This is a genomic window from Flavobacterium sp. 270 (assembly GCF_004368785.1).
Classification (GTDB): domain Bacteria; phylum Bacteroidota; class Bacteroidia; order Flavobacteriales; family Flavobacteriaceae; genus Flavobacterium.
The window spans coordinates 231,685-258,089 of the sequence record NZ_SODM01000002.1; the positions used below are offsets into that span (position 1 = coordinate 231,685).

The following is a 26,405-nucleotide window of genomic DNA, read 5'->3' on the forward strand; positions in this document are numbered from 1 at the left end:
ACTTTTATTAGAGTTGAATTGAGAATATTTAACTCTAATAAAATTTGAACCTATAAGCATATCCTGAAACAAAATAACCAAACAAGAAATGCAGCAAATTTTTAATTTCATTATAAGAAACAGTAATCGATTGCTGTTTTTGCTGCTTTTAGGTATTTCGTTGTCTCTCACAATTCAATCACATTCATATCACAGAAGCAAATTAATCAGTTCTGCTAATTTTTTAAGCGGAGGTGTTTATGAAAGAATCAATCATGTAAATGAATACTTGAATTTAAGAACTGAAAATGACGAACTTGTACTTGAAAACGCAAGATTAAAAAGTCTTTTATTCAACAAAGAAGACACTACAAAATTACCTTTGGCTGATAGTATAAAAGGAGTAAAACCTGCAGATATTATTGTTTCAAAAGTAATACACAACTCATACAGCACACATGAGAACTTTATTACTTTAAATTCAGGAGAAAACGATGGTGTTAAACCTGACATGGGAGTAATTAACAGCCTTGGTATTGTTGGTATTATAGACAATACTTCTCCTAGATATTCTACTGTAGTTAGTATTTTGAATATGAAGTCGCAGATTAATGCGAAACTAAAAAAATCAAACCATTTTGGCTCCTTGACCTGGGACGGAAAAAGTACAGGTTTTGTTCAATTAGTGGATGTTCCTAGATTAGCCACTATTAGAAAAGGTGATACTATTGTTACTGGAGGACAGTCGGTAATTTTCCCTGAAGGAATTAATATCGGAACAGTAGACAAAATATATAAAAAGGATGACTCTAGTTTTTATGTTATAAACGTTAAACTATTTAACGACATGACTAATTTAGGTCACGTGTACATTATCAAGAGTAAAGACAGAGAAGAACTTATTAATTTAGAAAACAAAGGAAAAGATGAATAGCGCATTGTTAGTCAATATTTTTCGATTTATTATGTTGCTGGCAATTCAGATTGTTATTTTTAATAATATGAATTTCCTGGGCTACATAAGCTCTTTTCCATACATCTTATATATTATTTTATATCCTGTAAACAGTAATAGAACCGGGCTGATCATTTCTAGTTTTTTACTTGGACTTACGATGGATATGTTTTGTAATTCTGGCGGTATTCATGCTGCGGCGTGTCTTGTACTAGCTTATTACAGGCCTTATATTTTTAAATTTTCATTTGGTCTGAGTTACGAGTATCAAACCATAAAACTAAACGAATCATTGACACCCGAAAGGTTTTCATTTATTCTCGTATCGGTTTTATTGCACCATATTGTATTGTTTATATTAGAAGCTTTCCAATTTAATTTTATTTGGGACATTCTGCTCCGAACTTTGTTTAGTACAATATTTACAATAATCACTTCAATCATAATAATATATCTTATTAAGCCTAATAAACGATGAGAAAAGTCCTGCTGCCCACTTTAATTATTATTGCAGCATCTTTGCTAGTAATTCGGATATTTTATCTGCAGGTTATTGATGATTCGTTCAAACTAAAATCAGAAAATAACGCTATTAAGAAAAAATATGATTATCCAGAAAGAGGTTATATTTACGATAGAAATGGCAAACTATTAGTTGCCAATCAGGCATCTTATGATATTATGGTGATTCCTAGAGAAGTAAAGGAAGATCTTAATATTAATGAGTTCTGTGCTTTATTAAACATCACAAAAGAAGATTACGATAAAAGAATTGCAAAGGCTAAAGTATATAGTCCGAGATTACCATCTGTCTTTTTATCTCAGTTAAACAAATCTGAATTTGCTGCTTTTCAGGAAAAAATCAGAAAGTATGAAGGTTTCTATTTTCAAAAGAGATCTCTTCGTGATTACGAAGTAGATTACGGCGCAAATATTTTTGGATCTATTACTCAGGTAAACGAAAAAATAATTGCTAAAAACCCATACTATAACAGCGGTGATTTAATTGGAAAACAAGGTGTTGAAGAAAGCTATGAAGATATTTTACGCGGTATAAAAGGTGTAAAATACATTCAGAAAGACAAATACAACCGAGAAATAGGTTCTTATAAAGAAGGAAAATACGATACTATTGCAGTAGCCGGAGAAGATATCAATTTAACTATTGATGCTGAACTTCAAAAATACGGTGAAGAATTAATGATCAATAAAAGAGGTGGAATCGTAGCCATTGAACCTGGTTCTGGTGAAATTCTAGCTTTAGTAACTGCCCCTTCTTATGATCCGGGAATTTTGGTTGGAAGACAAAGATCTAAAAACTATACGCTTTTGTATCATGATTCTATTGCAAAACCTTTATATGACAGAGGACTTTTAGCAGAATATCCTCCAGGATCTCCTTTTAAAATTCTAACGGGATTGGTTGCACTTCAGGAAGGTGTGATTAATGAACAGACTACATTTATGTGTCATCACGGATTCAGCTACGGAGGCGGCCGTTTTATGAAATGTCACGGTTTTGGACCACATCAATTACATAACGGTATTTATAATTCTTGTAATACGTATTTTGCACAATCGTATATGCTGACGATTAATAAATATAAAGATCCGGGACAAGCCGTAGATGTTTGGAGTGACCATGTTAAGAGTTTTGGGCTAGGTCAGTTTATGGGTTACGATTTACCAATCGGTAAAAGAGGAAATATTCCAACCTCTAAAACCTACAAGAAAATCTATCCTAACGGCGGCTGGAGAAGCACAACAATTGTATCTAATGCGATTGGTCAGGGAGAGGTTTTAATGACCCCTATTCAATTAGCTAATATGATGGCAACTGTTGCCAATCAAGGATTTTACTATACTCCTCATATCATTAAAAAAATCGAGGGAAGAAAAATTGATACTAAGTTTACAACAAAGCATGTTACTACAATTGACAAAAAATATTTCCCGCCTGTTATAAGTGGTTTATTCGATGTATATAATTTTGGTACTGCTCATGCGTTGAGAGTAGAAGGCATTGATATTTGTGGAAAAACAGGTACTGCAGAGAATTTTGCAAAAATAAACGGTAAAAGAACACAATTAGAAGATCACTCAATATTTGTAGCTTTTGCGCCTAAGGACAATCCGAAAATTGCAATTGCCATTATGATCGAAAACGGAGGATTTGGTGCTTCTGTAGCTGGTCCTGTTGCGAGTTTGATGATTGAGAAATATCTAAAGAAAAAAATCTCAAGAACAGATTTAGAAATTAGGGTTTTAAACAAAAGTTTGGCAAGCGAATACGCAAAAGTAGCGCCTCCAAACCCAGCCAGTATTATAGAATCTACACCAAGAGATTCTACTTTAAGAGCAAAAATTATTGTTCCAAAAGTGGTTAAGCCAAAAGAAGAAATTAAAAAAACACCATTAGACACTACTGACAACTAACAAAGATTATTTCAAATGAAAAATCAAAGTGTAAAAAATAACATTGACTGGATAAGTGTCTTTATTTATATTGCCTTAGTAACATTAGGGTGGTTGAATATTTACTCCTCTTCGTTATTATCTACAGACGGAACATACCAAAAACAATTGATTTTTATTGGTTGTACAATTCCTTTGATATTTGTCGTGCTTTTTGTTGATGGAAAGTTTTACGAAAAATACGCCAGTATTATTTTTGGTGTCGCACTTTTATCATTGGCAGGTTTATTTCTTTTTGGAAAAACCATTGCAGGACAAAGATGCTGGTATGCTATTGGAAGTTTTACTTTGCAGCCTTCTGAGTTTGCAAAAGCAGCTACATCACTTGCATTAGCCAAATATTTAAGTGATTCTCAGATTAATTTAAAAGATGTAAACAGGCAGGTACAGGCATTGGCAATTGTATTTTTACCCGTAATGCTTATTTTACCGCAACCCGATCCTGGAAGTGCCTTGATTTACAGTATTTTTATTGTTGTTTTATATAGAGAAGGTCTGCCTTCCTGGTATGTTTGGACAGGTTTTATAACTATTCTACTGTTCGTATTAACACTCGTTTTAGAACCGTATGTCGTTATTTTAATTGCTTTGGCAGTATTAATGATTATTCATTTTAAAGGACGTGCCGTCGATCGAAATGTGCTTTTAAGCGCTATTTTGCTGGCTATTATTTCGGCTTTTGTTTTGTCTGTTGATTATGTTTTTGATAACGTTTTTAAACAACACCATAGAGACCGTTTTAATATTTTACTTGGGAAATCGGTCGACATGAAAGGAATTGGATACAATACCAATCAATCGGAAATTGCTATTGGATCTGGAGGATGGATTGGAAAAGGATTCTTGGAAGGAACGCAAACTAAAGGTGGTTTTGTTCCTGAACAACATACAGATTACATCTTTACCACTGTTGGTGAAGAATGGGGTTTTGCAGGTTCATTGGTTGTTATTTTACTTTTTGTTGGATTATTTTTAAGGGTAATTTATTTAGCTGAAAGACAGAAAACAAAATTCAGCCGGGTTTATGGCTATTGTGTTGCCGGAATTTTATTTATTCACTTCTTTGTAAATATTGCAATGGTTATTGGGATTTTCCCAACTATTGGTGTACCATTACCGTTCTTTTCTTATGGGGGATCTGGACTCTGGGGCTTTACTATCCTACTCTTTATTTTCTTGAAAATGGATGCTAATAAAGTTAATGAATGGTAGCTGCTGCAAAGGTACTAAGGTGCTAAGATTCAAAGCTACAAAGGGTGTACCGAAATATAAATATTAGAGACTCTACTTAAGATATTATACATAAAAAAGTCCGAAGTTTTTAAGCTTCGGACTTTTTTGTATTTATATATTTCTATTATATTTTTTCGCTTGGTCTCTTTTTTAAGAGTTTTAAAAGAACCGGGAATGTTGAGATTATAATAATGATTATAATGATGTATTCTATGTGTTTCTTTAAATCTATTCCTTGTTTTAAAAATACGCCGTATAAATAGTGTCCTGCAAAAATCAATATGAAAGACCATAAAACTGAACTCACAATATTGTAAAACATGAATTTCTTTTTATCCATAGAAACTATTCCTGCAATAATTGGAGCAAAGGTTCTGAAAATTGGTAAGAAACGTGCATAAATTATAGCCTTTCCACCATATTTTTCGAAGAAATCTTTAGACTGTAAAAGGTATTTCTTTTTAAACCAAAATGTATCTTCTTTTTTAAAGAGATAATAACCACTTTTTGCACCAAACCAATACCCAGTCATGTTACCAAAAACTCCCATAGTTGCAACAGCAATAGAAAGTAAAAGTACATTTACAAAATCACTCGGAATATCTACAACATTTTGAATTAGGTCGCGGCTATAAATACCTGCTAGAAAAAGTAAACTATCTCCGGGCAGAAAAAAACCTGCAAAAAGTCCTGTTTCAGCAAAAACTATAAACAAAACAATAAAAAGACCAATTTGAAAACCTCCTATACTTAAAGTAATATAAAATTCAGGGTTTACTAATTGTGTCCATTCAAAATTATTCATAAAAGTTTGGTTATATTTATAAGTCGTGAAAGTAGCAATAATTTACCTTAACTACAATAAAATACGGTATTTTAAAGATAAATTAACTATTAAAAAAGCCCAAATATTACCTTGGGCTTCAAAAAATATTACTCTCTAACGTACTTGCAGCAAGTATGCAAATTGTCATAATCTGCTTCGGCCGCTTTAACTTCTTTAGTATCATGTCCTACTTTTGCAATCGCATTATTCAAGTCTGCTGTCGATGATTTTTCTTCATTTAAAATTACCGTCAATTGGTGTGAAGTTATGTCCCAATTGGCAGTCTTAACGCCCGGAACTCCAAAAGCAGCTTTTTCGATACGTTTTTTACATTGCTCGCAATTACCATTTACCTCTGTTGTATATTTTAAATTCTTACTTTTTTTAGCTTGTGCCTGAGCTGAAAAACCAACAAAAGTTACTAGTATTATTAAAATTATTTTTTTCATTTTTATAAATTATTAATGTTTAAAAATTTGTTATTGCTATTGCTATTAAATTTGATATGTTAACTTATTTTATTTTAAATCTTAACCCGGCATAATACATCTGCCCAAATATTGGAGCGTATGCTATTGAAGCATCAAAGTTAGGACCAAACGGATCTTCTGCACCCAAAATTGCTTTTTTCTGTTTGTAATTTCCAATGTTTTCTCCACCTATATAAACTTCAAAAACTGGAGAAAAAACTCTTGTTACCTGAAAATTCATAACTGCATAAGAGGGCGAAAAATCAGGAAATTGATCTTCCACAGGATTTGATGCCGTATAAGGCAATTGTTGTTTTCCAGACCAATTAAATGTATAATCAAACTTCCATTGTTTATCGTCATTTAGAGCCGTTTCATATTCTAAATTTCCTAAAAAACGATGTTTCGCCTGTAACGGGCGCTGAAAAGTACCGCGCAAATAATCGGTTTGAATGTCGTAATATTTATAAGCCGTTCTCAGATTTAGATTATGAATTAGTTCGTAATTAAATTCAATCTGCAAACTGTTTGCAAAAGAATTTCCTTTTAAATTATAAAATAAAACTTCCTGTGGACTTTGCATCAAATCTACAACGGCTTGATTTTGAAAATCAGTTCGGTAGACATCAAAACCTGCTTCTGCATTTTTATTAAAAATTTTAAATTTCTGCGAAAAGCTAACGCCATAATTCCATGCAATTTCAGGATTCAAACCATAAATTTTTCCATTATTATCTAAAATCGAAAAAGTTCTTGAACTTGCAAAAAGCTGTTGGTTTTCGGCAAAAATATTCGCCGAACGTTTTCCTCTTCCGGCAGAAAAACGAAGAACCCCATTTTTCCATGGATTATATCGCATGTGCAAACGTGGCGTTACAAAAAATCCAAGCCTGTTATGATTATCTACCCTTCCTCCTAATATTAAACTAAAATTATCGGTATTGTCATAAGTATATTCAAAGAATGCTCCAATCGAATTATCAATTCTGCTGTAATCGTTTACGTTTACAAATTCCTGATATTGATCGTACGTAAAATTTAGTCCGGTTGTAAATTTGTGCATCGTGTTATTGATAATCGAATTGAATATTAAATTCGAATAAAAGCTATTTTGCTTAATATCATATTGATTTAAACCGTAATACGAATCTTGCTTATGACTATTGAAAGCATTTTGAAAACCAATACTTTGAAAAGGCATATCGGGAAAAACATAGCCGATTTTTGTAGAAACATCAAAACGTTCTGTATTGATTTCTGAGCCCCAATAATTGGTCGTTCCCTTATCTCTGTCTTTATCAAAATCTACTTCGCCAGTTTGTTTTTTATCATTCATATACCTGAAATTGATAAAACTAACTAAACCGCTTTCCGGATCGTAATATTGATATCGGTTTAAAATATTGACTTGTTTTCCTAACGGATTATCCAAAAATCCGTCGTTGTTCATGTCGTTTTTTGCTACGCGAGTATTTCCGTGAAGAAACAAACTCGTTGCCCATTTATCGGATAATTTTTTATTAAAATGAGTATTTAATTCAAAACGTGAATCGGTTGAACCGTAGGCGTTCAAAAAGAATGGAATGTCGTTTAAAGGTTTTAAGAGTTCGGTATTAATTTGTCCCGAAATGCTTTCATAACCATTAATAACACTTCCGGCGCCTTTAGTTATCTGAACACTTTCAATCCAGGTTCCAGGTGTAAATGATAATCCGTATGCCTGAGAAGCGCCTCGAACCGAAGGAATATTTTCCTCGGTAATCATTAAATATGGACTCGTTAAACCGAGCATTTTTATTTGTTTTGTTCCGGTTAAGGCATCAGAAAAATTGACATCTATAGACGGATTTGTCTCAAAACTTTCTGCCAGATTACAACAAGCGGCTTTCAATAATTCTTTACTTGTAATTACTGAGGTATTGGCGGTTAGGGTATAAGATTTTTTAATTCCTTTTTGCTTTTTAGTGACTTTTACTTCCTCTAAATCTTCTTGTGAAAAGACAGAAACGGAAAGCAAAATCATTACTAAAAGCATGATATTTTTTTGCATAAAAAATTGATTTTAATGTGAATTAGAAACTGTTTTTGAGAGTTTCAGACAAGAAACAGGCAAACAGTAAAATACAAGCTATAACAGCTTGATTCTAAACATTAAAATCAGGAATAAAAAATGTATTGATTGTATAATTTGAATAAGGGGGGCGCATTCGCATCTGAATAATACGAAATGATCTGTCTGCTTTTGAAGTTTGGAACTGATAAAAAAGCAATTGGTTTGTATTCCTGAATTACGGCAGGAAATGCAAATTGAAAAAAGAAAAACTTGAGTGTAGCATTATCTGATTTTTTTTCCAGATGTACCACTTTGTCTTTACAGCAAGATGATTTTTTTTCGGAAGCACCACAACATTTTTTTTCTGGAGATCCCGAAACTGTAGTATTTAAAGATATCGAAGCTATTTTTCCGCCGCAATAATGCACATCAAAAGCAAACCCAATGTTGGAAACCAACAATAGGAACGCTAGAAATAATCCTGTGCACTTTTTTAAATTCATACTGCAAAACTATTTAAAAGACTTGAAATAAAGGTTAAATAAAATGTTATTTTTTAGAATGCTGCAACTGATAATAAAATGCGGGAATAAATAACAGCACAAATATGGGCTGAATGATAAATCTTCTAACATAAAAAAGAAGCCAGCTCGCATCTGGAAAACATTTTAGAATAATAAAAAACATTCCTAAAAGCAGAAATAGAAAAACAACATATAAATAGGTAGTGAATTTTAAAATTTCTTTGTCCTTAAATAATGTATAAATCAACAACAGCGATAAAACCGAATTTAAAATGTATCGAAGTAAAAGTCCGCAGAAAAGACTGAAAATATTTACTTCCGGAAAAGGCCGGTTTAAAAAATCAGATTCAAAATAATCCAGGAAAGGATCGTAGAACAATTGATTTTCAAACGCCCTGACAACACCAAAACATAATACGACAATAATGGTAATTAGAATTTTTGATTTATTCTCTTTTATCTTATTTAGCATATTTTGAGAATTTGTTTACCCAAATAATCCACAAAAGAAAAACGTAACCATAAATAATCAGCGGAAAGACAACACCGTGCAAAAAATGGGTGTTTTCTGGAAAATGAGATACCAGCACGGTCAGTAAAGCAATTCGAACCACATTTAAAACATAAATAGAGAAAATTCCAAAAAGAACAAAAAGTAAGGTTGTTTTTAGTTTTCCAGAAAAGGCAAGGACAAAAGCAATAAATAAAATAATGACACTTACAGCATTACAGCCTTCAATAATACGAGCCCAACTCTGACCGTTGAATATAATATCGAACCAAGCATTTGATTCGTTTTTCTGAACTTTGACATCATAATTAAACCAATGCATGAGTTGTTCTACATTCCGGCTTACCATTACAGTTATTCCATCCGCTTCATTAACTTCAAAACAATTTAAATAAATCTTATAAACTACTGTAAGCGCAATATAAGCCGCAAAAAAAGTGCTTATAAAAATTAAGAAGGGTTTAAATTGTATTAAATATTTTTTCAAGTGAATTTTTTTTTCAAATTTATGTTTTTTTGACTTCAGCTTTAAATACTTTTGTATAAAATTTTTACATCATGACATTTCAAGAATTACAACCAAAGATAAGCGCTATTGTTTCTGATACTACTATTGTTAGAGACGAAAAATTATTGGCAATCTGCCAGTTATTAAGCGAAAATATAGAATATTATAACTGGGTTGGTTTTTATTTTGCTAATCACGAAACTAAGACTTTACATTTAGGACCTTATGTAGGTGCCGAAACAGATCATACAGTAATTCCTTTTGGAAAAGGAATCTGCGGACAGGTTGCAGAAAGCAATGCTAATTTTGTAGTCCCGGATGTTAATGCGCAAGATAATTATATTGCCTGCAGTTTTACAGTAAAATCTGAAATCGTTGTTCCTTTATTTGTTGACGGAAAAAACATCGGTCAGATTGATATTGACAGCCACGTAATTGATCCTTTTACTGAAGCTGACGAAAGATTTTTAGAATTTGTAAATCAAGAAGTTGCTAAATTATTCTAGAAGAACTATTTTTAATAGAAAAAATAGAACTGAATGAAAAGAAACATCTTCCTATTTTTGCTTTTCCTAATTTCAGTTCATCTGTCTGCGCAAATTAATATGGTGTCTAAAAAAATCTTTTTAGACTCTTTAAACCGCGAATGTAAACCTGAAAATCAAATTTACACAAGAGTAATTACAAATTACTCTCAACAAAGTGTTCGCTATGTTGTGACTGACTTCTATAAAAATGGAAGAAAGAGAATGACTGGCTGTACGTTAGACAAGGATATTTTGAAGAAAGACGGCGAGTTTATCTACTATTTTAAAAACGGTTCAAAAGAATCTGTTATAAACTTCAAAGAAGACCATAAAGAAGGTAAAGAAATAAACTGGTACGAAAACCAAAGCAAAAAATCTGAGAAACAGAATGTTTGGAATCCTAAAACTAAAACTGTTCAAACTTTAATTCTAAATTTTTGGAATAAAGACAAAGAACAAGTTGTAACGGATGGAAACGGGGAATATGAAGGAACTGAAAATTTTGTTACAGAAAAAGGTGTTCTTAAAAATGGATTAAAACAAGGTATCTGGCAGGAAAATGATACAGTTCTTAAAATTACTTTTACTGAAAATTATGATAAAGGTGTTTTATTATCCGGAACAAGCATTGACGAGAACAATGTAAAATATTCGTATTCGTCTCTGGCACAGAAGCAAATGCATAAAAAAACACAATCAAATCATTAAAAAAGTATTATTTTGAGTTGAAATTACATAATCTTTAAAATTTTCAATCTTTAAATTTATTTTTTCGGAAAAAAGATGTATTTTTGCACCCGTCTTACAAAAGATGTATGACATACATAAAAATCATTAAATAATATTGGAATGTATTTAACTAAAGAAAAAAAAGAAGAGATTTTTGCACAACACGGTGAAGCAACAAACACTGGAAAAGCAGAATCTCAAATTGCATTGTTCACTTACAGAATTTCACACTTAACTGAGCACTTGAAAAAAAATCGTCACGATTACAACACTGAGCGTTCTCTTGTACTATTAGTAGGTAAAAGAAGAGCTTTGTTGGATTACTTGAAGAAAAAAGAAATCAACAGATATCGTGAGATTATCAAAGTATTGAATATCAGAAAATAATCAATATAGAAAAGAGGTGCGAAAGTGCCTCTTTTTTTATTTAAAATTTTAGACATCAGATTTAGATTTTAAATTTACAAACACATTAATATTGATTTTTGAAATTGATATTGGCATTAAAAAAAGTTTGGTTTTTCATTGGGTTTTAGAATACAACAACTACACACAACAACACTACAACACAACTAAAACCCATTGTATAATCAAAAAGGAAAAAAATTATGATTCCACAATTATTTGTAGAAAAAATCGATTTAGGTGATGGCAGAAGCATCACAATCGAGACAGGACGTTTAGCAAAACAAGCTGATGGTTCTGTAGTAGTAAGAATGGGAGATACGATGATACTTGCAACAGCAGTTTCAGCACGTACTTCTAACCCAGCGGTAGACTTTTTACCATTAACGGTAGATTATCGCGAAAAATTTGCAGCAGCTGGTCGTTTCCCAGGTGGTTTCTTCAAAAGAGAAGCACGTCCTAGCGACAGCGAGGTGTTAACAATGAGATTAGTAGACCGTGTTTTACGTCCGCTTTTCCCAGACGATTACCATGCAGAAACTCAAGTTATGATTCAATTAATGTCTCATGACGAAACTGTTATGCCAGACGCACTTGCTGGTTTAGCTGCCTCTGCAGCATTAGCAGTTTCAGATATTCCATTTTACAACTTAATTTCTGAAGTACGTGTTGCGCGTATCGACGGAAAATTAGTAATCAACCCAAGCAGAGAAGATTTAGAAAAATCAGATATCGACATGATGATCGGTGCTTCTATGGATTCTGTAGCAATGGTTGAAGGTGAGATGAAAGAAATTTCAGAAGCTGAAATGATCGAAGCTATTAAATTTGCTCACGAAGCTATTAAAGTTCAAATTCAGGCGCAATTACGTTTACAAGCTGCTTTTGGTAAAAAAGAAATTCGTACTTACGAAGGTGAGAAAGAAAACGAAGAAATTTACAAAAAAGTAAAAGCTGCAGCATACGATAAAATTTATGCCATTGCAAAAGTTGGTTCTGCTAAACACGAAAGAGGCGCTGCATTTGCTGAAGTAAAAGAAGAAGTTAAAGCTTTATTTACTGAAGAAGAATTAGCTGCTGACGGTGATTTAGTTTCTAAATATTTCTACAAAACAAACAAAGAAGCTGTTCGTAATGTAGTATTAGAATTAGGAGTACGTCTTGACGGTAGAAAAACTACAGACATCAGACCAATCTGGTGTGAAACTGATTATTTACCAAGAGTACACGGTTCTTCTTTATTTACACGTGGAGAAACTCAAGCATTGGCTACGGTAACTTTAGGAACTTCTAGAGAAGCTAACCAAATTGATTCTCCATCTGAACAAGGTGAAGAGAAATTCTACTTACACTATAACTTCCCTCCTTTCTCTACTGGTGAAGCAAAACCATTAAGAGGAACTTCAAGAAGAGAAGTTGGTCACGGTAACTTAGCTCAAAGAGCATTAAAAAATATGATTCCTGCAGATTGTCCTTATACAATTCGTGTTGTTTCTGAAGTTTTAGAATCTAATGGTTCTTCTTCTATGGCAACAGTTTGTGCTGGAACAATGGCTCTTATGGATGCTGGAGTTCAAATGGTAAAACCAGTTTCTGGTATTGCTATGGGATTAATTACTGACGGTGAGAAATTTGCTGTATTGTCTGATATTCTTGGTGATGAAGATCACTTAGGAGATATGGACTTTAAAGTAACTGGTACTGCTGATGGTATTACTGCTTGCCAAATGGATATCAAAATTGACGGATTACGTTACGATATCATGGAACAAGCCCTTAACCAAGCTCGTGACGGACGTATGCACATTTTAGGTAAATTAACTGAAACTATTGCTGCACCAAGAGCTGATGTAAAAGCACATGCACCAAAAATCATTACCAGAACTATTCCTGGAAACTTTATTGGAGCATTAATTGGACCTGGAGGAAAAGTAATTCAGGAATTACAAAAAGCTACTGGAACAACTATTGTAATCAACGAAGTTGATGAGCAAGGTGTTATCGAAATCTTAGGTACAGATCCGGCTGGAATTGAAGCAGTATTGGCTAAAATTAAGTCAATCACTTTCAAACCACAAATGGGAGAAGCTTACGAAGTTAAAGTAATCAAAATGCTTGATTTTGGAGCTGTAGTAGAATACACTTCTGCACCTGGAAACGAAGTATTACTTCACGTATCTGAGTTAGCTTGGGAACGTACTGAAAATGTTACTGACGTAGTTAATATGGGAGACGTTTTCCAAGTGAAATACTTAGGAGTTGACCCTAAAACTAAAAAAGAAAAAGTGTCAAGAAAAGCACTTTTACAAAGACCTCCACGTGAGGACAAAAAAGAGTAATCAGATCTTAGTTTACTAAAGGTTTATTCATAGAAAACCCCAATTCATTTGTTTGAATTGGGGTTTTTCGTTTAAGCTTATATTAATAAACTACATTTTATCGGGTTTTTATGATTTTTATAACATTTTTTTAATATTTTTGAAGCCACCAACCAAAAACATTAAAACCACCAATCCTTTGAAAAAACTTCAAAAAAAACCATATTTTATAATTTTATTTGGATTATTCCTAAGCTTTCAAAGCATTTATAGTCAAAACAACAATGAAATTTCAACCTATAATTGGTTTGATAAAAACTTAGGTGTAGAGTCTCTCGACTTCAAAAATGGACCTGCACATTTCAATTTTGATAAAACTGTCGAAGGTCAGAACCGTTATTATATCTCTGATCAGTTTAAGAATGGCAGCATTAACTACAATGGTCAAAATTACTATAATATAGATTTGAAATATGATATCTATGCTGACGAAGCGATTATAAGACCATACAACGAAACAAATCATACGCAAAGCAATCTTATCAAGGAAACCGTTACTTTCTTTAAAATTGGGAATGAAAAATTTGTTAATCTAAAAGAATTACCTGCTGGATACAAACCTGGTTATTATGAAGAAACTCTTACTGGAGAAAACTCAATACTCTATATAAAATATTACAAAGAGAAAAAAAATGTTCTTAAAGACAATCTTTTTCTAATTGAATTTGTGCAGAAATACGATTTTATACTATTAAAAGACAACAAATTTACATTAGTAAATGACAAAAAAGAAATCATAAAATTGTATCCTGACAAAAAAAGAAAAATAAACGATTTCTTTTTTATGAATAGAAATTTGAGAAAGGATGATCCTGGATTATTTATGAAAAGTCTAATGAAATACATTAACAATTTTAATCTCTAGAAAATCATCCAAATGAGAATTTTTACTATTATTTTATTATTTTTTGGTTTAAATCAATTGATGTATTCGCAAGACCAAAAATCCACAATTAGCATTAGTTACAGTAACATTACACAAATTGAAGTTTTAAAGAAAATTGAAGCTTCTACAAATTTTAAATTTTATTTTCAAGACGAATGGTTTGATAATAAGGTTTTAATTTCCGGAACGTTTTCTAACAAAACAATAGAAGAAGTACTGTCTAAAATTTTTAAAGAAACTGATCTTAATTTTTTTATTGATAAAAATAAGATCATCTTCACCAAAAACAGTATTATTTACAACAAGTATCCGGTTAAAAATGCAGCGGATACTAAGAATGGTAAAACACCAATCTTCTTCAAACAATACGATTCGGTCACAAAAGGAAAAGCAAACACTCCAGATGCTTCAATAGCATTAATTGGTAAAGAAGAAATAGATTCTGATATTGATTATTATACTCTTTCTGGTCATATTACAGACTTAAAAGATGACAAGCCTTTGGCAGACATTACAGTGAAAGCAAAAAACACAACGGCTAGTACAATAACCGATGCGACTGGTTTTTATAGTTTAAAACTTCCAACGGGAATAAGTACCATTGAAGTTGAATCTCTAATTTACAGAAATACTTCTAGAAAAATAATGATTTACAGCAACGGAACTTTAGATTTTTCTATTGTTGAAAAAATAAACCAGCTTAATGAAGTTGTTGTAAAAGGAAAAAGCACTCAAAATGTTAGGACTGCCATTACGGGCGTAACAACAATTGAAGCAGAAGGAATTAAAAATATTCCCTTGGTTTTAGGAGAGAGAGATATTCTAAAAGTTGCCTTAACCATTCCTGGAATAAAAACTGCAGGTGAAGGATCATCTGGATTTAGCGTTCGAGGCGGAAAAGAAGATCAAAACTTGGTTCTGTTAGACAACGCAACAATATACAATCCTACTCACCTATTTGGTTTTTTCTCTTCTATTAATCCATACACAATCAACAAAGTAGACATTTACAAAGGCGGTATTCCATCGGAATTTGGAGGTAGATTATCTTCTGTTTTTGATATTATTTCTAAAAATGGAAATACAGAAAAGTTCACTGGAGAAGGTGGTGTCGGGCCCGTAACAAGCAATCTAACGGCATCAATTCCTGTTGTAAAAGGCAAAGCGAGTTTATTGGTTGGTGGAAGAGCCACATATTCTGATTGGATCTTAAAAAGTCTTGATGATGAAGATCTAAAAAACAGTGAGGCTTCTTTTTATGATTTGTTTGCCAAATACACGCACAAAATAAACAAAAACAATTCTGTTGAAGGAACTGCGTATTACAGCAAAGACAAGTACAGCATTACTCCAGACTCACTTTATCAATACAGCAACAGACTTATTTCGCTAAAATGGAAACACGCTTACAGCGAAAAAACCAGTAGCGAATTTAATGTTACCAACAGTGAATATAAATTTAGCATTAACTATGACTCGACAAACCCTGAATCTTTTGTTTACAAATATAAAATAGACGAAACTCAGGCTAGTTTAAAATTTAATACGGCTTTTAAAGAAAAACATAAGTTTACTTACGGAGTTCAAAGTAAATTATACAAAGTTAATCCGGGAGAAATAAATCCAAACGGATCATCTTCTATTGTAGATCCTTTAAAATTAGACATCGAAAAAGGTTTAGAATCGGCGATATTTTTTTCTGATAAATTTGAAATTACAGAAAAATTACTGCTTGATGTAGGAGCCCGATATTCTTTGTATGCAGCTTTAGGGCCGTCAACTCAAAAAATATATGATGATGGCTTTCCAAAAACACCTTCTACAGTAGTTGAAGAAAAAACGTATGCCAACAATAAAGTAATTAATACTTCTGGAGGTTTTGAACCTAGAATTGGTTTGCGTTATATTGTTGATGAAAATTTCTTTATCAAAGCTGGTTTCGATAAAAACTTTCAATATCTTCATTTATTATCAAACAATACTACTCAGGCACCTACAGATACTTGGAAATTATCTGATTTGAATGTAAAGCCCGAAAGCGGTTTGCAATATTCGCTTGGTCTTTTCAAAAAGCTAGATGATAAAGATATTGAGTTAAGTCTGGAAGGTTATTACAAAACATCTAAAAATATTTTAGATTATAAAGTAGGAGCCAATATAATCTTAAACCAGGATTTAGAAACAGAATTACTTCAGGGTGAAGGAAAATCGTACGGAGTAGAATTTTTATTAAAAAAACCTAACGGAAGACTTAACGGATGGATTGGTTACACGTATTCTAGAGCATTTATAAAACTAGACAGTCAATTTAACGATGAGAAAGTAAATAACGGCGATTATTTCCCTACAAATTTCGACAAACCTCACGATGTGAGCATTGTAATGAATTATAAATTTACACATCGTTACAGTTTTTCATCTAATTTTGTTTACCAGACCGGAAGACCTGTAACATATCCGATAGGTAAATATGTTTATAATGGCGCCGAATACACGCTTTACAGTGACAGAAACAAATTTAGAATTCCAGATTATTACAGACTAGATATAGGAATAAATATTGAAGGAAATCATAAAATAAAAAAATTAACGCATAGCTTTTGGAACATTTCAGTATACAATGTATTAGGCAGAAACAATCCGTATTCGATCTTTTTTGTAACGCAAAATGGGCAGATAAAAGCGTATCAGACTTCAATTTTTGCCGTTCCGATTCCAACAATTACTTATAATTTTAAATTTTAAAAGATTATGAAAAAAATCTTACTATATAGATTCCTTTCCGCATTATTCCTCACATCTGTATTTGGGTGTACAACGCCATACAATTATCAAACTAATGGCTATGAAGATATTATTGTGATAGAAGCAATGATCACAAACGATTATAAATATCATGAAATAAAACTTTCAAGATCTTATGCACTTGAAGAAAGCGCTCCGAAAACGGAAACACAAGCAATTGTATATGTTAGTGACGATGCTGGCAATACATATGAGTTTGTAGAAAGTAACGGCTCATATATTTCCAAAATCCAATTTCAAGCTGTTGCAGGTAGAAAATATCAATTGCATGTTCTTACTAAAAATGGGAGAACTTATCTTTCAACTCCAGAAATATTAACAACCCAAACTTCTATAGAAAGCTTACAAGCCGCAGCTGTTACAAAAAATAATGTTCTCGGAGTAGAAATAACAGTCAATAGCACAGATCCTACAAACACATCCAAATATTACCGCTATGAGTACGAAGAAACATCTAAAATCGTGGCTCCAAAATGGTATAGCGAAAAAGCTGTAGCAAATGGCAGAAGGATAACATTTGTACCAAGAACAGAAGAAGCCCGTATTTGCTTTACAAGCAGAAAATCAAATGAGCTACTTACAACAAATACGAGCGATTTGACTGAAGATAAAGTGAGTAATTTCCCGGTTAGATTCATTAGCAGTTCAGATAACTTTATTAGAAGCAGATACAGTATATTGGTAAAACAATATGTTGAAAGTTTTGCCGCACATACTTTTTACGAAACATTAAAAACAATATCAAATTCCGGAAGTATCTTATCACAAACACAACCAGGTTTTCTTTCTGGAAATATTAAATCAGTTGATAATCCCGGCGAAAAGGTAATGGGTTTTTTTAATGTAAGTTCTTATTCTGAAAAACGATTGTTTTTTAATTTTACGGATCTTTTCCCTAATACGAGACTTCCAGAATACCAATATTATTGTCCTGCTGAAATTCCAGAAATCGAAATTGCTGATTATTATTATACTTATTGCGCTAATACTATAGGGCCATCTTGTCAGAATGATGTAATTGTAGATTTGATTACTAAAAGGATAAGAGTCTTTTTCCCAAATGACAGCCCATCTTATTTATTATATCCTATAGAATGCGGCGATTGCACCTCTTTTTCATCAAATATAAAACCATCATTTTGGATAGATTAAAACATATAGCAGTCTTAACTTTATTGTTAAGCTGTCAGCAGATTATTTTTGCTCAGAGCAATACTGCTTTGGTAGAATTGAATGAAATTGATAAAAACCTAAACGAATCGGTTTTTATCACTACAAACACCAATTCTTACCTAACAGGAGAAACTTTGCTATACAAGATATTTTGCATTAACAAAATAACTAATGTTCCGACAAAATATAGCAAAGTTTCCTATTTTGAACTTATTGACAGTAATAAAAAAGTTGTTTTTACCCATAAATTGTTTCTTGAAAACGGAAGTGGAAACGGCGATTTTTTTATTCCCACTACTTTAGAAACCGGCACTTACAAAATTGTAGGTTACACAAACTGGATGCTAAATAAAAATGCTGACGAATATTTCACAACCGATATTTACATCATAAATCCATATCAGGAAAAGCTTACTACAGCAAGTTCTCAAAACGGAATAACAGTTTCTGAACCTGTAACGGATAATAATATTTCATTTGGTTTTCAAACGAAGACATTTAACAATCGAACTCCGGTTGAGCTGAAAGTTAAAACAGCTTCTGATGATTTCTTAAAAGGAAATTATGCAGTATCTGTGAGAAAAGCAGATGGTTTCCTTACTCAAAACAAAACATCTTTTAAGGATTATCAATTAACAAATCAAAACAAAGCTTTTAATACTCCTATTAACAACATAAATTTTGTTTTGCCAGAATTGCGAGGCGAAATTATATCCGGTAGAATAGCATCTGCAGTGGGAAACATACAAAATAAAAAAATAGCACTTTCGATTGTTGGAAAAAATAGCGATCTAAAAATAACCAAAACAGATGAACAAGGCAGGTTTAATTTCAATCTGGAAAAAGCAAACCCGGGAGCAAACATCATCGTTCAAATTCTTGACGAAAACAAAGCAGATTATACTATTGAAGTAAACAAAGCCAAACAAATTGATTTATCTAATCTTGCATTTTCTAATTTTCAGCTTACTGCAGCATCTAATAGTATTATAACAGAAAGACTGATTTCAAGTCAAGTAGAAAATGCGTACTACAACATAAAAAAAGATAGTTTAATTACTCCTGTCAAACTTATTCCTTTTTATGGTGCGTTATCTAAAGAATATGTATTTGACGATTTTACAAGATTCCCGACAGTGCAGGAAACTATTACCGAAGTCGTAAGCGGTGTAATTTATAAGAAAACAAATAATAACTATGAAATACAAGTTTACGATTATGATGAAAATTATGAATCTGTATTGCCTCCACTAGTTACTGTAGATGGTTTAATATTGGAAAATCTTAATGAGTTTTTTGCTTCGAGCCCAAAAAATCTTTACAAAGTAAATGTTGTAAAAGGACTTTATTATTATGGTGCAAAATCATTTAACGGATTAATTTGTTTTACAACCAAAAATGGCGATTACGAAACAAATCTTAAAGGTAATTTTCTAATAAAACCTGAAATTTTGAGACCGCAGCCTAAAAAAGAATATTTTCAGCCAGATTATTCCAATAATAAGAACTCCAGAATTCCTGATTACAGACATCAGCTTTTGTGGCTTCCGAATGCAGATTTAAGCAAAATAAATTCAGACATTCAGTTTTATACTTCTGATGTTTCAGGAAAATTTGAAGTTACTTTAGAAGGTTTTTCCGCAAGTGGTAAACCTGTTTTTATAAAAGAAATTATTGATGTAAAAGATGCAACTTTAAATTAAAATTTTAAATCCTAATTCAACTAAATGAATTGGGGGTTTTTTTTTGAATTTAAAACGCAACCTTTTTGGCTTTTTTAGACTATTAAATGATAGCAAACTATAAAAGTCATTACAATGAAACATCCAGCACATAAAACAATTTCTCTCTTCCTTTTATTTTTATTGTTTTTAATAGCAGGATGCACTGATTTTGATGATAACGCACGCCTTTTTAGTGCCGAAAATTTAAAAAACCACGGTGCAATATTTGAAAAAAAATCTGAATTATACCAAACTCTAAAAAAGGCAACAGCAAATGAAGTATCAGCAGGTGAAGAACCGCCATGCGTCGAAATCATTTATCCTTTAAGTCTTGTAAAATACGACAGCGAACTCCGCCCAATTGGTTCTGCAAATGTTAAAAGCGATGCCCAATTCAGTCAGCTCTTGTCCAATCTTCCCGAAGAGGAATCACTCAGTATCAGTTTTCCTATAAAGACTGTTTTAGCAGACAATACGACCTATACTGTCAACAACAATTCTGAATTAAATATAGCATTAAACAATTGCACAAGAGATGATATTATAAGAACTTTTACGGATGCTTTTGTTTCTCCATTCGAAATTAAATCTATTTTTTGGAAAGTTAAATATTCTGAAAATGGAGATAATACTTATTACAGCGGTATTTTTCAGATAAGTACTGGAGGATTTCTTACTTTTTACTATAACAATAAAAAGTATCACGGTACTTGGTTCTTTTTAATGGTTGATGATAAACTACACCTTAATATAAATTTAGATGACACTTCTGAAGTTGGCAAATATTGGAATATGGATAACGCTATGGAACTTAATGGTCCCGAAATGATTATAAAAACGCTTCCTAAAAATATTTTGTTAGAGCAGATTATAGAATCGAGAATTGTTTATAAAGTTGGCGATAAAGGTCCGTCTAAAGGAACCATTTTTTACGACAAAGGAGAATATACTAATGGCTGGAGATATATAGAAGCCGCTTCAAACGATTTAAAATCATCAGAATGGGGATGCGCAAGTTCCGCCATAACAAAAGCCAGAAACTCAGAAATAGGAAGAGGTGCTTACAATACTGCACAAATCTTACGATACCATGACAGCCTGGTAAATTATTATAAAAATCCTGCAATTTGCAATCCTGCAAATGACGGAAGTCTATTGGCTAAATATGCTGTAAGATATATTCAGGAACAAAGTGCAGACTGGTTTTTACCTTCTTCAGAAGAATTGGAATTAATCCACAAAAATCTGTATTTAAATAATTTAGAAAATTTGACTAACTCAAATTATTGGAGTTCTACAGAAATAAACGAAGCTGCGGTATCAACAATTTTGTTTGAAACAGGCGAAAAAGTTTCAACACCAAAAATACCAGCAAAAAACACCGTCAAAGCCAGAGCGATAAGATACTTTTAATATTACCTATAATAATCCGCTTACAATTTTATACATTTAAAAACATCTAAAATCATTCATTTTTGAATCAAGATCAATTAATAAAAGGATGCGTTCGGCAAAACCGGAAATCTCAGGAAGAACTTTATAATTTATATTATAAAACTCTTTTTGTTTTAAGCCTCAAGTATTGCCCTAATGATGCTGAGGCTGAAGATAATCTTCATGATGCTTTTATTGAAATATTTACGAGTATAAAAAACTTTAAGGGAACAGGAAGTTTTGAAGGCTGGATAAAACGAATAACCATAAATAAGGCGATTGCCCGGTATAAAAATTCGAGTTTTTTAACCCCAATAAAGGATGATATTACTCAGGATGTTTTTATTGATGACAGCGAAATAGATTTTTCACTCGATTATATATTGTCATTAGTACAAGAACTCCCGCATCAATATCGCTTAGTATTTAGTTTATACGAATTGGATGAGTTCTCACATAAAGAAATCGCATCGATGCTTTCTATAACCGAAAGCACTTCAAAATCTAATCTTTACAGGGCAAAATTAATATTAAAGGAAAAAATTACATCAAAAAAAACATTCCATAATTACCAAGTCAACCATGGAAAATAGAAACGAAATTGGCACAACTATCAAAGATAAACTGGCGCTTTTGGATAAAAAGCCAAGCGATAAGTTGTGGGCCTCAATAGAAAGCGATCTAAACAAAAAAAGAAAAAGAAGAATTTTATTCTGGCTTATTCCTAGCCTATTAACCGCTGTCGTCTTAACGTCTGCTTTCTTTTTTATAGAATTTGATCAAGAAAAAGACAACTTATCAAACGACAAACAAAAACAAATTACAACACAGCAAAATCCATCAAAAGTTTCTATAACAAATACAACTTCAAAAGTGGCTGTTTCTAAAACCAAAACAAACACAAAAGGTACAGAAGAACAATCTACAGAAACAACAACAATTAAAAAAAGCCGAACCGAGAAACTTATAAAAGAGTCTAAAAAATTAATTCTTTCTACAGATGAATATGAAGAATATGAAGTGGTTAAAAAATACAAAGTCATTGTAAAAAAGAAACAAACAACCACGACCCATAAAACGTCATTTCCTAAAATTGCAAAAACAACAAAAAAGCCATACAAAGCTCCAATAAATAAAAACAAAATCAATAAAAAGAAACCTCTAAATAAGCCAAAAAAATCAACTCCATTTCCAGCAACTAAAGCAACTGATTCAATTAATGACAAAATTTTTTCTAAAGAAATCGGTAAAAGCGATAAAATCCTTCCTTCTATTACCGAAGAAATAAAAGTTACCGAAAAAGACAGCGCAGTCGAAAAACCAAAAAGGCAGACAACTCCAAAACGAGAATATGTAAAAAGAGATTATCCGCAACAAAAAGAAAGTTCTGATGCAGAATATAGCGTTTCTGCATTTTATGGACCTGCCCTTTTTGGTTCTTTATCCAATCAATCTATGGTAAACCCGATTCTTTCCAATAGGTCTAAAGGTCATCCGATAACTTCACATTATGGATTTTATTTTAAATCGATGTATAACAAGCTGGGATTTAGAGTTGGAGTTTCTAAAATAAATTTAAAAATCACAACAAGTTTAGATCAAAACCAATTAATAACGAACTACAATAATATTACACTAAAATATTATTCCAGCGAAATGATTAATAACGAGTTTAAAAATTCGGGACCGGTAGATTTAGAGCAGAAGTTATCGTATTACGAAATGCCTTTGGAATTTAATTATGCCTTAAAAAAAGACGAAAGCCCATTTGGCATAGAAGTTTTTACAGGATTTAGTATTTTAATATTAGATGATAATAAACTATTTCTTTCATCTGACAAAATAAAAAACAAGCAGATTGGTAAAGTTAAAAGTATATCTGAAACCAATTTGTCTTATAATCTAGGATTAGGCTTAAACTACAAACTAACAGAAAAAATTCAATTAGATTTTAATCCAATTTTCAAATATTATCTCACCACTTTTAATGAAGGTAATGCCTCAAAACCATATAGTTTGTCTATCCAATCTGGAGTAACTTATAAATTTTAAAAATATTTTTAAATTAATTGTAACTTTTTGAATACTTCTTACGTATAACTATTTGTACACTTTAAAAAAATAGGGAGACAACAACATGAGACAACTTAAAATTACCAAGCAGGTAACCAATCGTGAGACTGCATCGTTAGACAAATATCTACAAGAAATTGGAAAAGTTGACCTAATTACCGCTGATGAAGAGGTAGAATTAGCACAAAGAATAAAGGCTGGTGATCAAAGAGCATTAGAAAAATTAACAAAAGCCAACCTACGTTTCGTAGTATCTGTGGCAAAACAATATCAAAATCAAGGTTTAACACTTCCCGATTTAATTAATGAAGGAAACTTAGGTTTAATTAAAGCGGCTCAACGTTTTGATGAAACTCGTGGTTTCAAATTCATTTCTTACGCTGTATGGTGGATTCGTCAATCGATTCTTCAAGCTTTGGCAGAACAATCACGTATTGTTCGTTTACCATTAAACAAAATTGGTTCTATCAATAAAATCAACAAAATGTATGCTTTATTAGAGCAATCTAACGAGCGTCCGCCTTCTGCTGAGGAAATTGCAAAAGAACTTGATATGACTGTAAACGACGTAAAAGAGTCTATGAAAAACTCTGGTCGTCACTTATCTATGGATGCACCTCTTGTTGAAGGTGAAGATTCTAACCTTTACGACGTTTTACGTTCTGGTGAATCTCCAAACCCAGACAGAGAATTAATCCACGAATCTTTACGTACTGAAATCGAGCGTTCTTTAGAAACATTGACTCCAAGAGAGGCAGATGTTGTTCGTTTGTATTTTGGTCTTGGCGATCAGCACCCAATGACTCTTGAAGAAATCGGAGAAACTTTCGACCTAACTCGTGAGCGTGTTCGTCAGATTAAAGAAAAAGCAATCCGTAGATTAAAACACACTTCTAGAAGTAAAATTCTTAAAACTTATCTTGGATAAACAATATTAAATTTCAATATTTAAAATTCCAAATTCCAACTAAAATTGGGATTTGGAATTTATAATTTGGAATTTTCTCCCAAACAACAGTTTGATTGACTGTTCGTTTTTTGATTGATGATTGAAACTCCGGCTGATTACCGGAGTTTTTTATTTTCTTTTTTGAACCATTAAGGCATTAAGTTTCATAAAGAAGAAAATTTATTAACTTATTACAGAAGCAATTTAAAGCAAAAACTTAATTTTCTTAATCTCTTAATGGTTCAAAAGAAAACTTTGCGGTCAAAAAAATTTATCTTTGTAAAAAACAACACACAACTACAAAATGAAGAATACACTTATAGCACCTTCTGTACTTGCCGCTGACTTTGCTAATTTGCAGCGCGATATCGAAATGATTAATAACAGTCAGGCAGATTGGTTTCATATTGATATTATGGATGGCGTTTTTGTTCCGAATATCTCCTTTGGAATGCCAGTTTTAGAAGCTATTTCTAAGCATGCAAAAAAATATATTGATGTGCATTTAATGATTACTGATCCAGACCGATATATTAAAACTTTTGCCGATTTAGGAGCAAATGGTTTAACGGTTCATTATGAGGCCTGCACACATTTACATAGAACTTTACAAGCTATTAAAGCAGAAGGAATGAAAGCCGGAGTAGCTATTAATCCTCATACTAATATTGACTTACTTGAAGATGTTATCAACGATATTGATTTAGTTTGTGTTATGAGCGTAAATCCTGGCTTCGGCGGGCAAACGTTTATAGAAAACACTTACGATAAAATAAAGAAGCTAAAAGCTTTAATTACACACAAAAATGCTTCAACACTTATCGAAATTGACGGTGGTGTAACAAACAAAAATGCAAAACAATTGGTAGAAGCCGGAGCTGATGTTTTGGTTGCCGGAAGTTTTGTTTTTAAAGCAGAAAATCCAGTTACAACAATTGCAGATCTAAAAGTTTTGACTGCTTTTTAAGTTTTTCAAATTCGGAAAGAAATCAATTCCAGTCCTTTTTTCTAATGTTTCAATAGTAACTACAAAATCATAAAGTGACTTATCGCTGTCTTCATTTGGAACCAAAAATGCAATTGCTTTGTGTTCCTTTCCAGATTTGGCTAAGATAATTTTATAAAAACATTTAGGGACAGCAACTTTTTCTGTCCCTATTTTTTTGTCTGAATCATCCAAAATTCCGCCTGTTACTACATAAATATCATTATACTTTTCTGCCCAATAACGTGTTTTCTGTTCTAGTCGGTTCCATATACCAGAATTAAAATCATGTTTTTGAGGCGAAATGTTCGAAGTATAAAAAGTATCATTATAAGCGTTTTCATCAAATTCCATATCTGCTGCAGGGCAAAGATGTCCTTTATCATAACCCGAATTTTTATAATTTCTCCAATCTGCAGAACCCGTCGTTACTTTTGGATCTTCTATAAAATAAGGGCGTTTATAATTTCTGTTTATCAAATTCTCTTTCTTCAATTCATACGCAACCCATTCGGCCTGCTCAAATTTTTCATTATAAGAAAGTGTGTAATATTGATGTTTCACAATTTGTTTAGTTGTAGAAGTCGGCAAATAAGCAAAAGAATAAGTCGAATAGGCAGTGTTTTGACTTGATACAAGAGAAACAGGTTCTTCCTGAATTAATTTCTTATCAGCACTTATTCCTTCGACAGTACTTTCTTTTTTACAAGACACAAATACAACGGTAACCAAACTTAACACAATAAACCATTTCATATAACGTAATTTTATTTCGGGATTAAACTTACAAAAAAACGCTCCAT

24 protein-coding genes are annotated in these 26,405 nt (G+C 32.1%); 17 read left to right on the forward strand and 7 right to left on the reverse strand.

Annotated features, from left to right (window positions below):
• The first annotated feature begins 88 nt into the window (after window positions 1–88).
• Genes mreC through rodA form a run of 4 tightly spaced genes read left to right on the forward strand, consistent with a single transcriptional unit; the run spans window position 89 to window position 4,621 of the window.
• The gene (gene mreC, locus EV144_RS08320; RefSeq protein ID WP_134147913.1) at window positions 89–913 is read left to right on the forward strand and encodes a rod shape-determining protein MreC; all 825 of its coding nucleotides are present in this window, start codon (window positions 89–91) and stop codon (window positions 911–913) included.
• Window positions 906–1,412 carry a rod shape-determining protein MreD gene (locus tag EV144_RS08325; protein WP_134147915.1) on the forward strand — a complete coding sequence of 169 codons (507 nt, stop codon included), beginning with the start codon at window positions 906–908 and terminating at the stop codon, window positions 1,410–1,412. The genes mreC and EV144_RS08325 overlap by 8 nt, the downstream gene beginning before the upstream one ends.
• The gene (mrdA, locus tag EV144_RS08330) at window positions 1,409–3,370 is read left to right on the forward strand and encodes a penicillin-binding protein 2 (protein WP_134147917.1); all 1,962 of its coding nucleotides are present in this window, start codon (window positions 1,409–1,411) and stop codon (window positions 3,368–3,370) included. The genes EV144_RS08325 and mrdA overlap by 4 nt, the downstream gene beginning before the upstream one ends.
• Window positions 3,371–3,385: 15 nt before the next feature.
• Window positions 3,386–4,621, forward strand: coding sequence for a rod shape-determining protein RodA (gene rodA / locus EV144_RS08335; protein ID WP_134147919.1), 1,236 nt, complete (start codon window positions 3,386–3,388; stop codon window positions 4,619–4,621).
• A gap of 145 nt (window positions 4,622–4,766) precedes the next feature.
• Here the strand turns inward: rodA and EV144_RS08340 are convergent, their stop codons facing one another.
• The 6 genes from EV144_RS08340 to xrtF all read right to left on the reverse strand — a co-directional run bounded on the left by EV144_RS08340 (window position 4,767) and on the right by xrtF (window position 9,513).
• Window positions 4,767–5,447 carry a DedA family protein gene (locus EV144_RS08340; protein ID WP_134147921.1) on the reverse strand — a complete coding sequence of 227 codons (681 nt, stop codon included), beginning with the start codon at window positions 5,445–5,447 and terminating at the stop codon, window positions 4,767–4,769.
• A 128-nt stretch (window positions 5,448–5,575) separates the two neighbouring features.
• On the reverse strand, window positions 5,576–5,917 hold the full coding sequence (locus EV144_RS08345) for a heavy-metal-associated domain-containing protein (RefSeq protein WP_134147923.1): 342 nt from the start codon (window positions 5,915–5,917) through the stop codon (window positions 5,576–5,578).
• Between the two features lie 64 nt (window positions 5,918–5,981).
• On the reverse strand, window positions 5,982–7,988 hold the full coding sequence (locus tag EV144_RS08350; protein WP_134147925.1) for a TonB-dependent receptor plug domain-containing protein: 2,007 nt from the start codon (window positions 7,986–7,988) through the stop codon (window positions 5,982–5,984).
• Window positions 7,989–8,095: 107 nt separating this feature from the next.
• A complete protein-coding gene (locus EV144_RS08355; protein ID WP_134147927.1) occupies window positions 8,096–8,494 on the reverse strand; it encodes an HYC_CC_PP family protein in 399 nt (132 codons plus the stop codon).
• Between the two features lie 46 nt (window positions 8,495–8,540).
• Window positions 8,541–8,987, reverse strand: a complete 447-nt coding sequence (locus EV144_RS08360) for an exosortase F system-associated membrane protein (RefSeq protein ID WP_134147929.1) — start codon at window positions 8,985–8,987, stop codon at window positions 8,541–8,543.
• On the reverse strand, window positions 8,977–9,513 hold the full coding sequence (gene xrtF / locus EV144_RS08365; RefSeq protein WP_134147931.1) for an exosortase family protein XrtF: 537 nt from the start codon (window positions 9,511–9,513) through the stop codon (window positions 8,977–8,979). The genes EV144_RS08360 and xrtF overlap by 11 nt, the downstream gene beginning before the upstream one ends.
• 71 nt (window positions 9,514–9,584) lie before the next feature.
• Here xrtF and EV144_RS08370 point away from each other — a divergent pair, with 71 nt between their 5' ends.
• The 13 genes from EV144_RS08370 (at window position 9,585) to rpe (ending at window position 25,584) form a co-directional block, all read left to right on the forward strand.
• A complete protein-coding gene (locus tag EV144_RS08370; RefSeq protein ID WP_134147933.1) occupies window positions 9,585–10,040 on the forward strand; it encodes a GAF domain-containing protein in 456 nt (151 codons plus the stop codon).
• A 33-nt stretch (window positions 10,041–10,073) separates the two neighbouring features.
• The gene (locus EV144_RS08375) at window positions 10,074–10,769 is read left to right on the forward strand and encodes a hypothetical protein (RefSeq protein ID WP_134147934.1); all 696 of its coding nucleotides are present in this window, start codon (window positions 10,074–10,076) and stop codon (window positions 10,767–10,769) included.
• 141 nt (window positions 10,770–10,910) lie between these two features.
• Window positions 10,911–11,177, forward strand: a complete 267-nt coding sequence (gene rpsO, locus EV144_RS08380) for a 30S ribosomal protein S15 (RefSeq protein WP_134147936.1) — start codon at window positions 10,911–10,913, stop codon at window positions 11,175–11,177.
• Between the two features lie 221 nt (window positions 11,178–11,398).
• Window positions 11,399–13,534, forward strand: a complete 2,136-nt coding sequence (locus EV144_RS08385; RefSeq protein ID WP_134147938.1) for a polyribonucleotide nucleotidyltransferase — start codon at window positions 11,399–11,401, stop codon at window positions 13,532–13,534.
• A 178-nt stretch (window positions 13,535–13,712) separates the two neighbouring features.
• Entirely contained in the window at window positions 13,713–14,438 is a 726-nt protein-coding gene (locus tag EV144_RS08390; RefSeq protein WP_134147940.1) for a hypothetical protein, read from the forward strand.
• A 12-nt stretch (window positions 14,439–14,450) separates the two neighbouring features.
• Window positions 14,451–17,204 carry a carboxypeptidase-like regulatory domain-containing protein gene (locus EV144_RS08395; RefSeq protein ID WP_134147942.1) on the forward strand — a complete coding sequence of 918 codons (2,754 nt, stop codon included), beginning with the start codon at window positions 14,451–14,453 and terminating at the stop codon, window positions 17,202–17,204.
• A gap of 6 nt (window positions 17,205–17,210) precedes the next feature.
• A complete protein-coding gene (locus EV144_RS08400; protein ID WP_134147944.1) occupies window positions 17,211–18,416 on the forward strand; it encodes a DUF4249 domain-containing protein in 1,206 nt (401 codons plus the stop codon).
• The gene (locus EV144_RS08405; protein WP_134147946.1) at window positions 18,404–20,140 is read left to right on the forward strand and encodes a hypothetical protein; all 1,737 of its coding nucleotides are present in this window, start codon (window positions 18,404–18,406) and stop codon (window positions 20,138–20,140) included. Before EV144_RS08400 ends, EV144_RS08405 begins: the two co-directional genes overlap by 13 nt.
• Before the next feature lie 114 nt (window positions 20,141–20,254).
• Window positions 20,255–21,574 carry a hypothetical protein gene (locus tag EV144_RS08410; RefSeq protein ID WP_134147948.1) on the forward strand — a complete coding sequence of 440 codons (1,320 nt, stop codon included), beginning with the start codon at window positions 20,255–20,257 and terminating at the stop codon, window positions 21,572–21,574.
• 62 nt (window positions 21,575–21,636) lie between these two features.
• Window positions 21,637–22,188, forward strand: coding sequence for an RNA polymerase sigma factor (locus EV144_RS08415; protein ID WP_134147950.1), 552 nt, complete (start codon window positions 21,637–21,639; stop codon window positions 22,186–22,188).
• Window positions 22,178–23,647: a porin family protein gene (locus EV144_RS08420; RefSeq protein ID WP_134147951.1), complete on the forward strand. Its 1,470-nt coding sequence runs from the start codon at window positions 22,178–22,180 to the stop codon at window positions 23,645–23,647. The genes EV144_RS08415 and EV144_RS08420 overlap by 11 nt, the downstream gene beginning before the upstream one ends.
• 85 nt (window positions 23,648–23,732) lie before the next feature.
• The gene (locus EV144_RS08425) at window positions 23,733–24,596 is read left to right on the forward strand and encodes an RNA polymerase sigma factor RpoD/SigA (protein ID WP_007804760.1); all 864 of its coding nucleotides are present in this window, start codon (window positions 23,733–23,735) and stop codon (window positions 24,594–24,596) included.
• A 325-nt stretch (window positions 24,597–24,921) separates the two neighbouring features.
• A complete protein-coding gene (gene rpe / locus EV144_RS08430) occupies window positions 24,922–25,584 on the forward strand; it encodes a ribulose-phosphate 3-epimerase (RefSeq protein ID WP_134147953.1) in 663 nt (220 codons plus the stop codon).
• Here rpe and EV144_RS08435 read toward each other — a convergent pair.
• Window positions 25,561–26,358, reverse strand: a complete 798-nt coding sequence (locus EV144_RS08435) for a DNA/RNA non-specific endonuclease (RefSeq protein ID WP_134147955.1) — start codon at window positions 26,356–26,358, stop codon at window positions 25,561–25,563. The genes rpe and EV144_RS08435 overlap by 24 nt on opposite strands.
• Window positions 26,359–26,405 lie beyond the last annotated feature (47 nt).

Bases quoted from the DNA above. Each gene is read 5' to 3' on its own strand.
- mreC (WP_134147913.1), top strand. From the start codon at position 89: ATGCAGCAAATTTTTAATTTCATTATAAGAAACAGTAATCGATTGCTG.
- EV144_RS08325 (WP_134147915.1), top strand. From the start codon at position 906: ATGAATAGCGCATTGTTAGTCAATATTTTTCGATTTATTATGTTGCTG.
- mrdA (WP_134147917.1), top strand. From the start codon at position 1,409: ATGAGAAAAGTCCTGCTGCCCACTTTAATTATTATTGCAGCATCTTTG.
- rodA (WP_134147919.1), top strand. From the start codon at position 3,386: ATGAAAAATCAAAGTGTAAAAAATAACATTGACTGGATAAGTGTCTTT.
- EV144_RS08340 (WP_134147921.1), bottom strand. From the start codon at position 5,447: ATGAATAATTTTGAATGGACACAATTAGTAAACCCTGAATTTTATATT.
- EV144_RS08345 (WP_134147923.1), bottom strand. From the start codon at position 5,917: ATGAAAAAAATAATTTTAATAATACTAGTAACTTTTGTTGGTTTTTCA.
- EV144_RS08350 (WP_134147925.1), bottom strand. From the start codon at position 7,988: ATGCAAAAAAATATCATGCTTTTAGTAATGATTTTGCTTTCCGTTTCT.
- EV144_RS08355 (WP_134147927.1), bottom strand. From the start codon at position 8,494: ATGAATTTAAAAAAGTGCACAGGATTATTTCTAGCGTTCCTATTGTTG.
- EV144_RS08360 (WP_134147929.1), bottom strand. From the start codon at position 8,987: ATGCTAAATAAGATAAAAGAGAATAAATCAAAAATTCTAATTACCATT.
- EV144_RS08370 (WP_134147933.1), top strand. From the start codon at position 9,585: ATGACATTTCAAGAATTACAACCAAAGATAAGCGCTATTGTTTCTGAT.
- EV144_RS08375 (WP_134147934.1), top strand. From the start codon at position 10,074: ATGAAAAGAAACATCTTCCTATTTTTGCTTTTCCTAATTTCAGTTCAT.
- rpsO (WP_134147936.1), top strand. From the start codon at position 10,911: ATGTATTTAACTAAAGAAAAAAAAGAAGAGATTTTTGCACAACACGGT.
- EV144_RS08385 (WP_134147938.1), top strand. From the start codon at position 11,399: ATGATTCCACAATTATTTGTAGAAAAAATCGATTTAGGTGATGGCAGA.
- EV144_RS08395 (WP_134147942.1), top strand. From the start codon at position 14,451: ATGAGAATTTTTACTATTATTTTATTATTTTTTGGTTTAAATCAATTG.
- EV144_RS08400 (WP_134147944.1), top strand. From the start codon at position 17,211: ATGAAAAAAATCTTACTATATAGATTCCTTTCCGCATTATTCCTCACA.
- EV144_RS08410 (WP_134147948.1), top strand. From the start codon at position 20,255: ATGAAACATCCAGCACATAAAACAATTTCTCTCTTCCTTTTATTTTTA.
- EV144_RS08420 (WP_134147951.1), top strand. From the start codon at position 22,178: ATGGAAAATAGAAACGAAATTGGCACAACTATCAAAGATAAACTGGCG.
- EV144_RS08425 (WP_007804760.1), top strand. From the start codon at position 23,733: ATGAGACAACTTAAAATTACCAAGCAGGTAACCAATCGTGAGACTGCA.
- rpe (WP_134147953.1), top strand. From the start codon at position 24,922: ATGAAGAATACACTTATAGCACCTTCTGTACTTGCCGCTGACTTTGCT.
- EV144_RS08435 (WP_134147955.1), bottom strand. From the start codon at position 26,358: ATGAAATGGTTTATTGTGTTAAGTTTGGTTACCGTTGTATTTGTGTCT.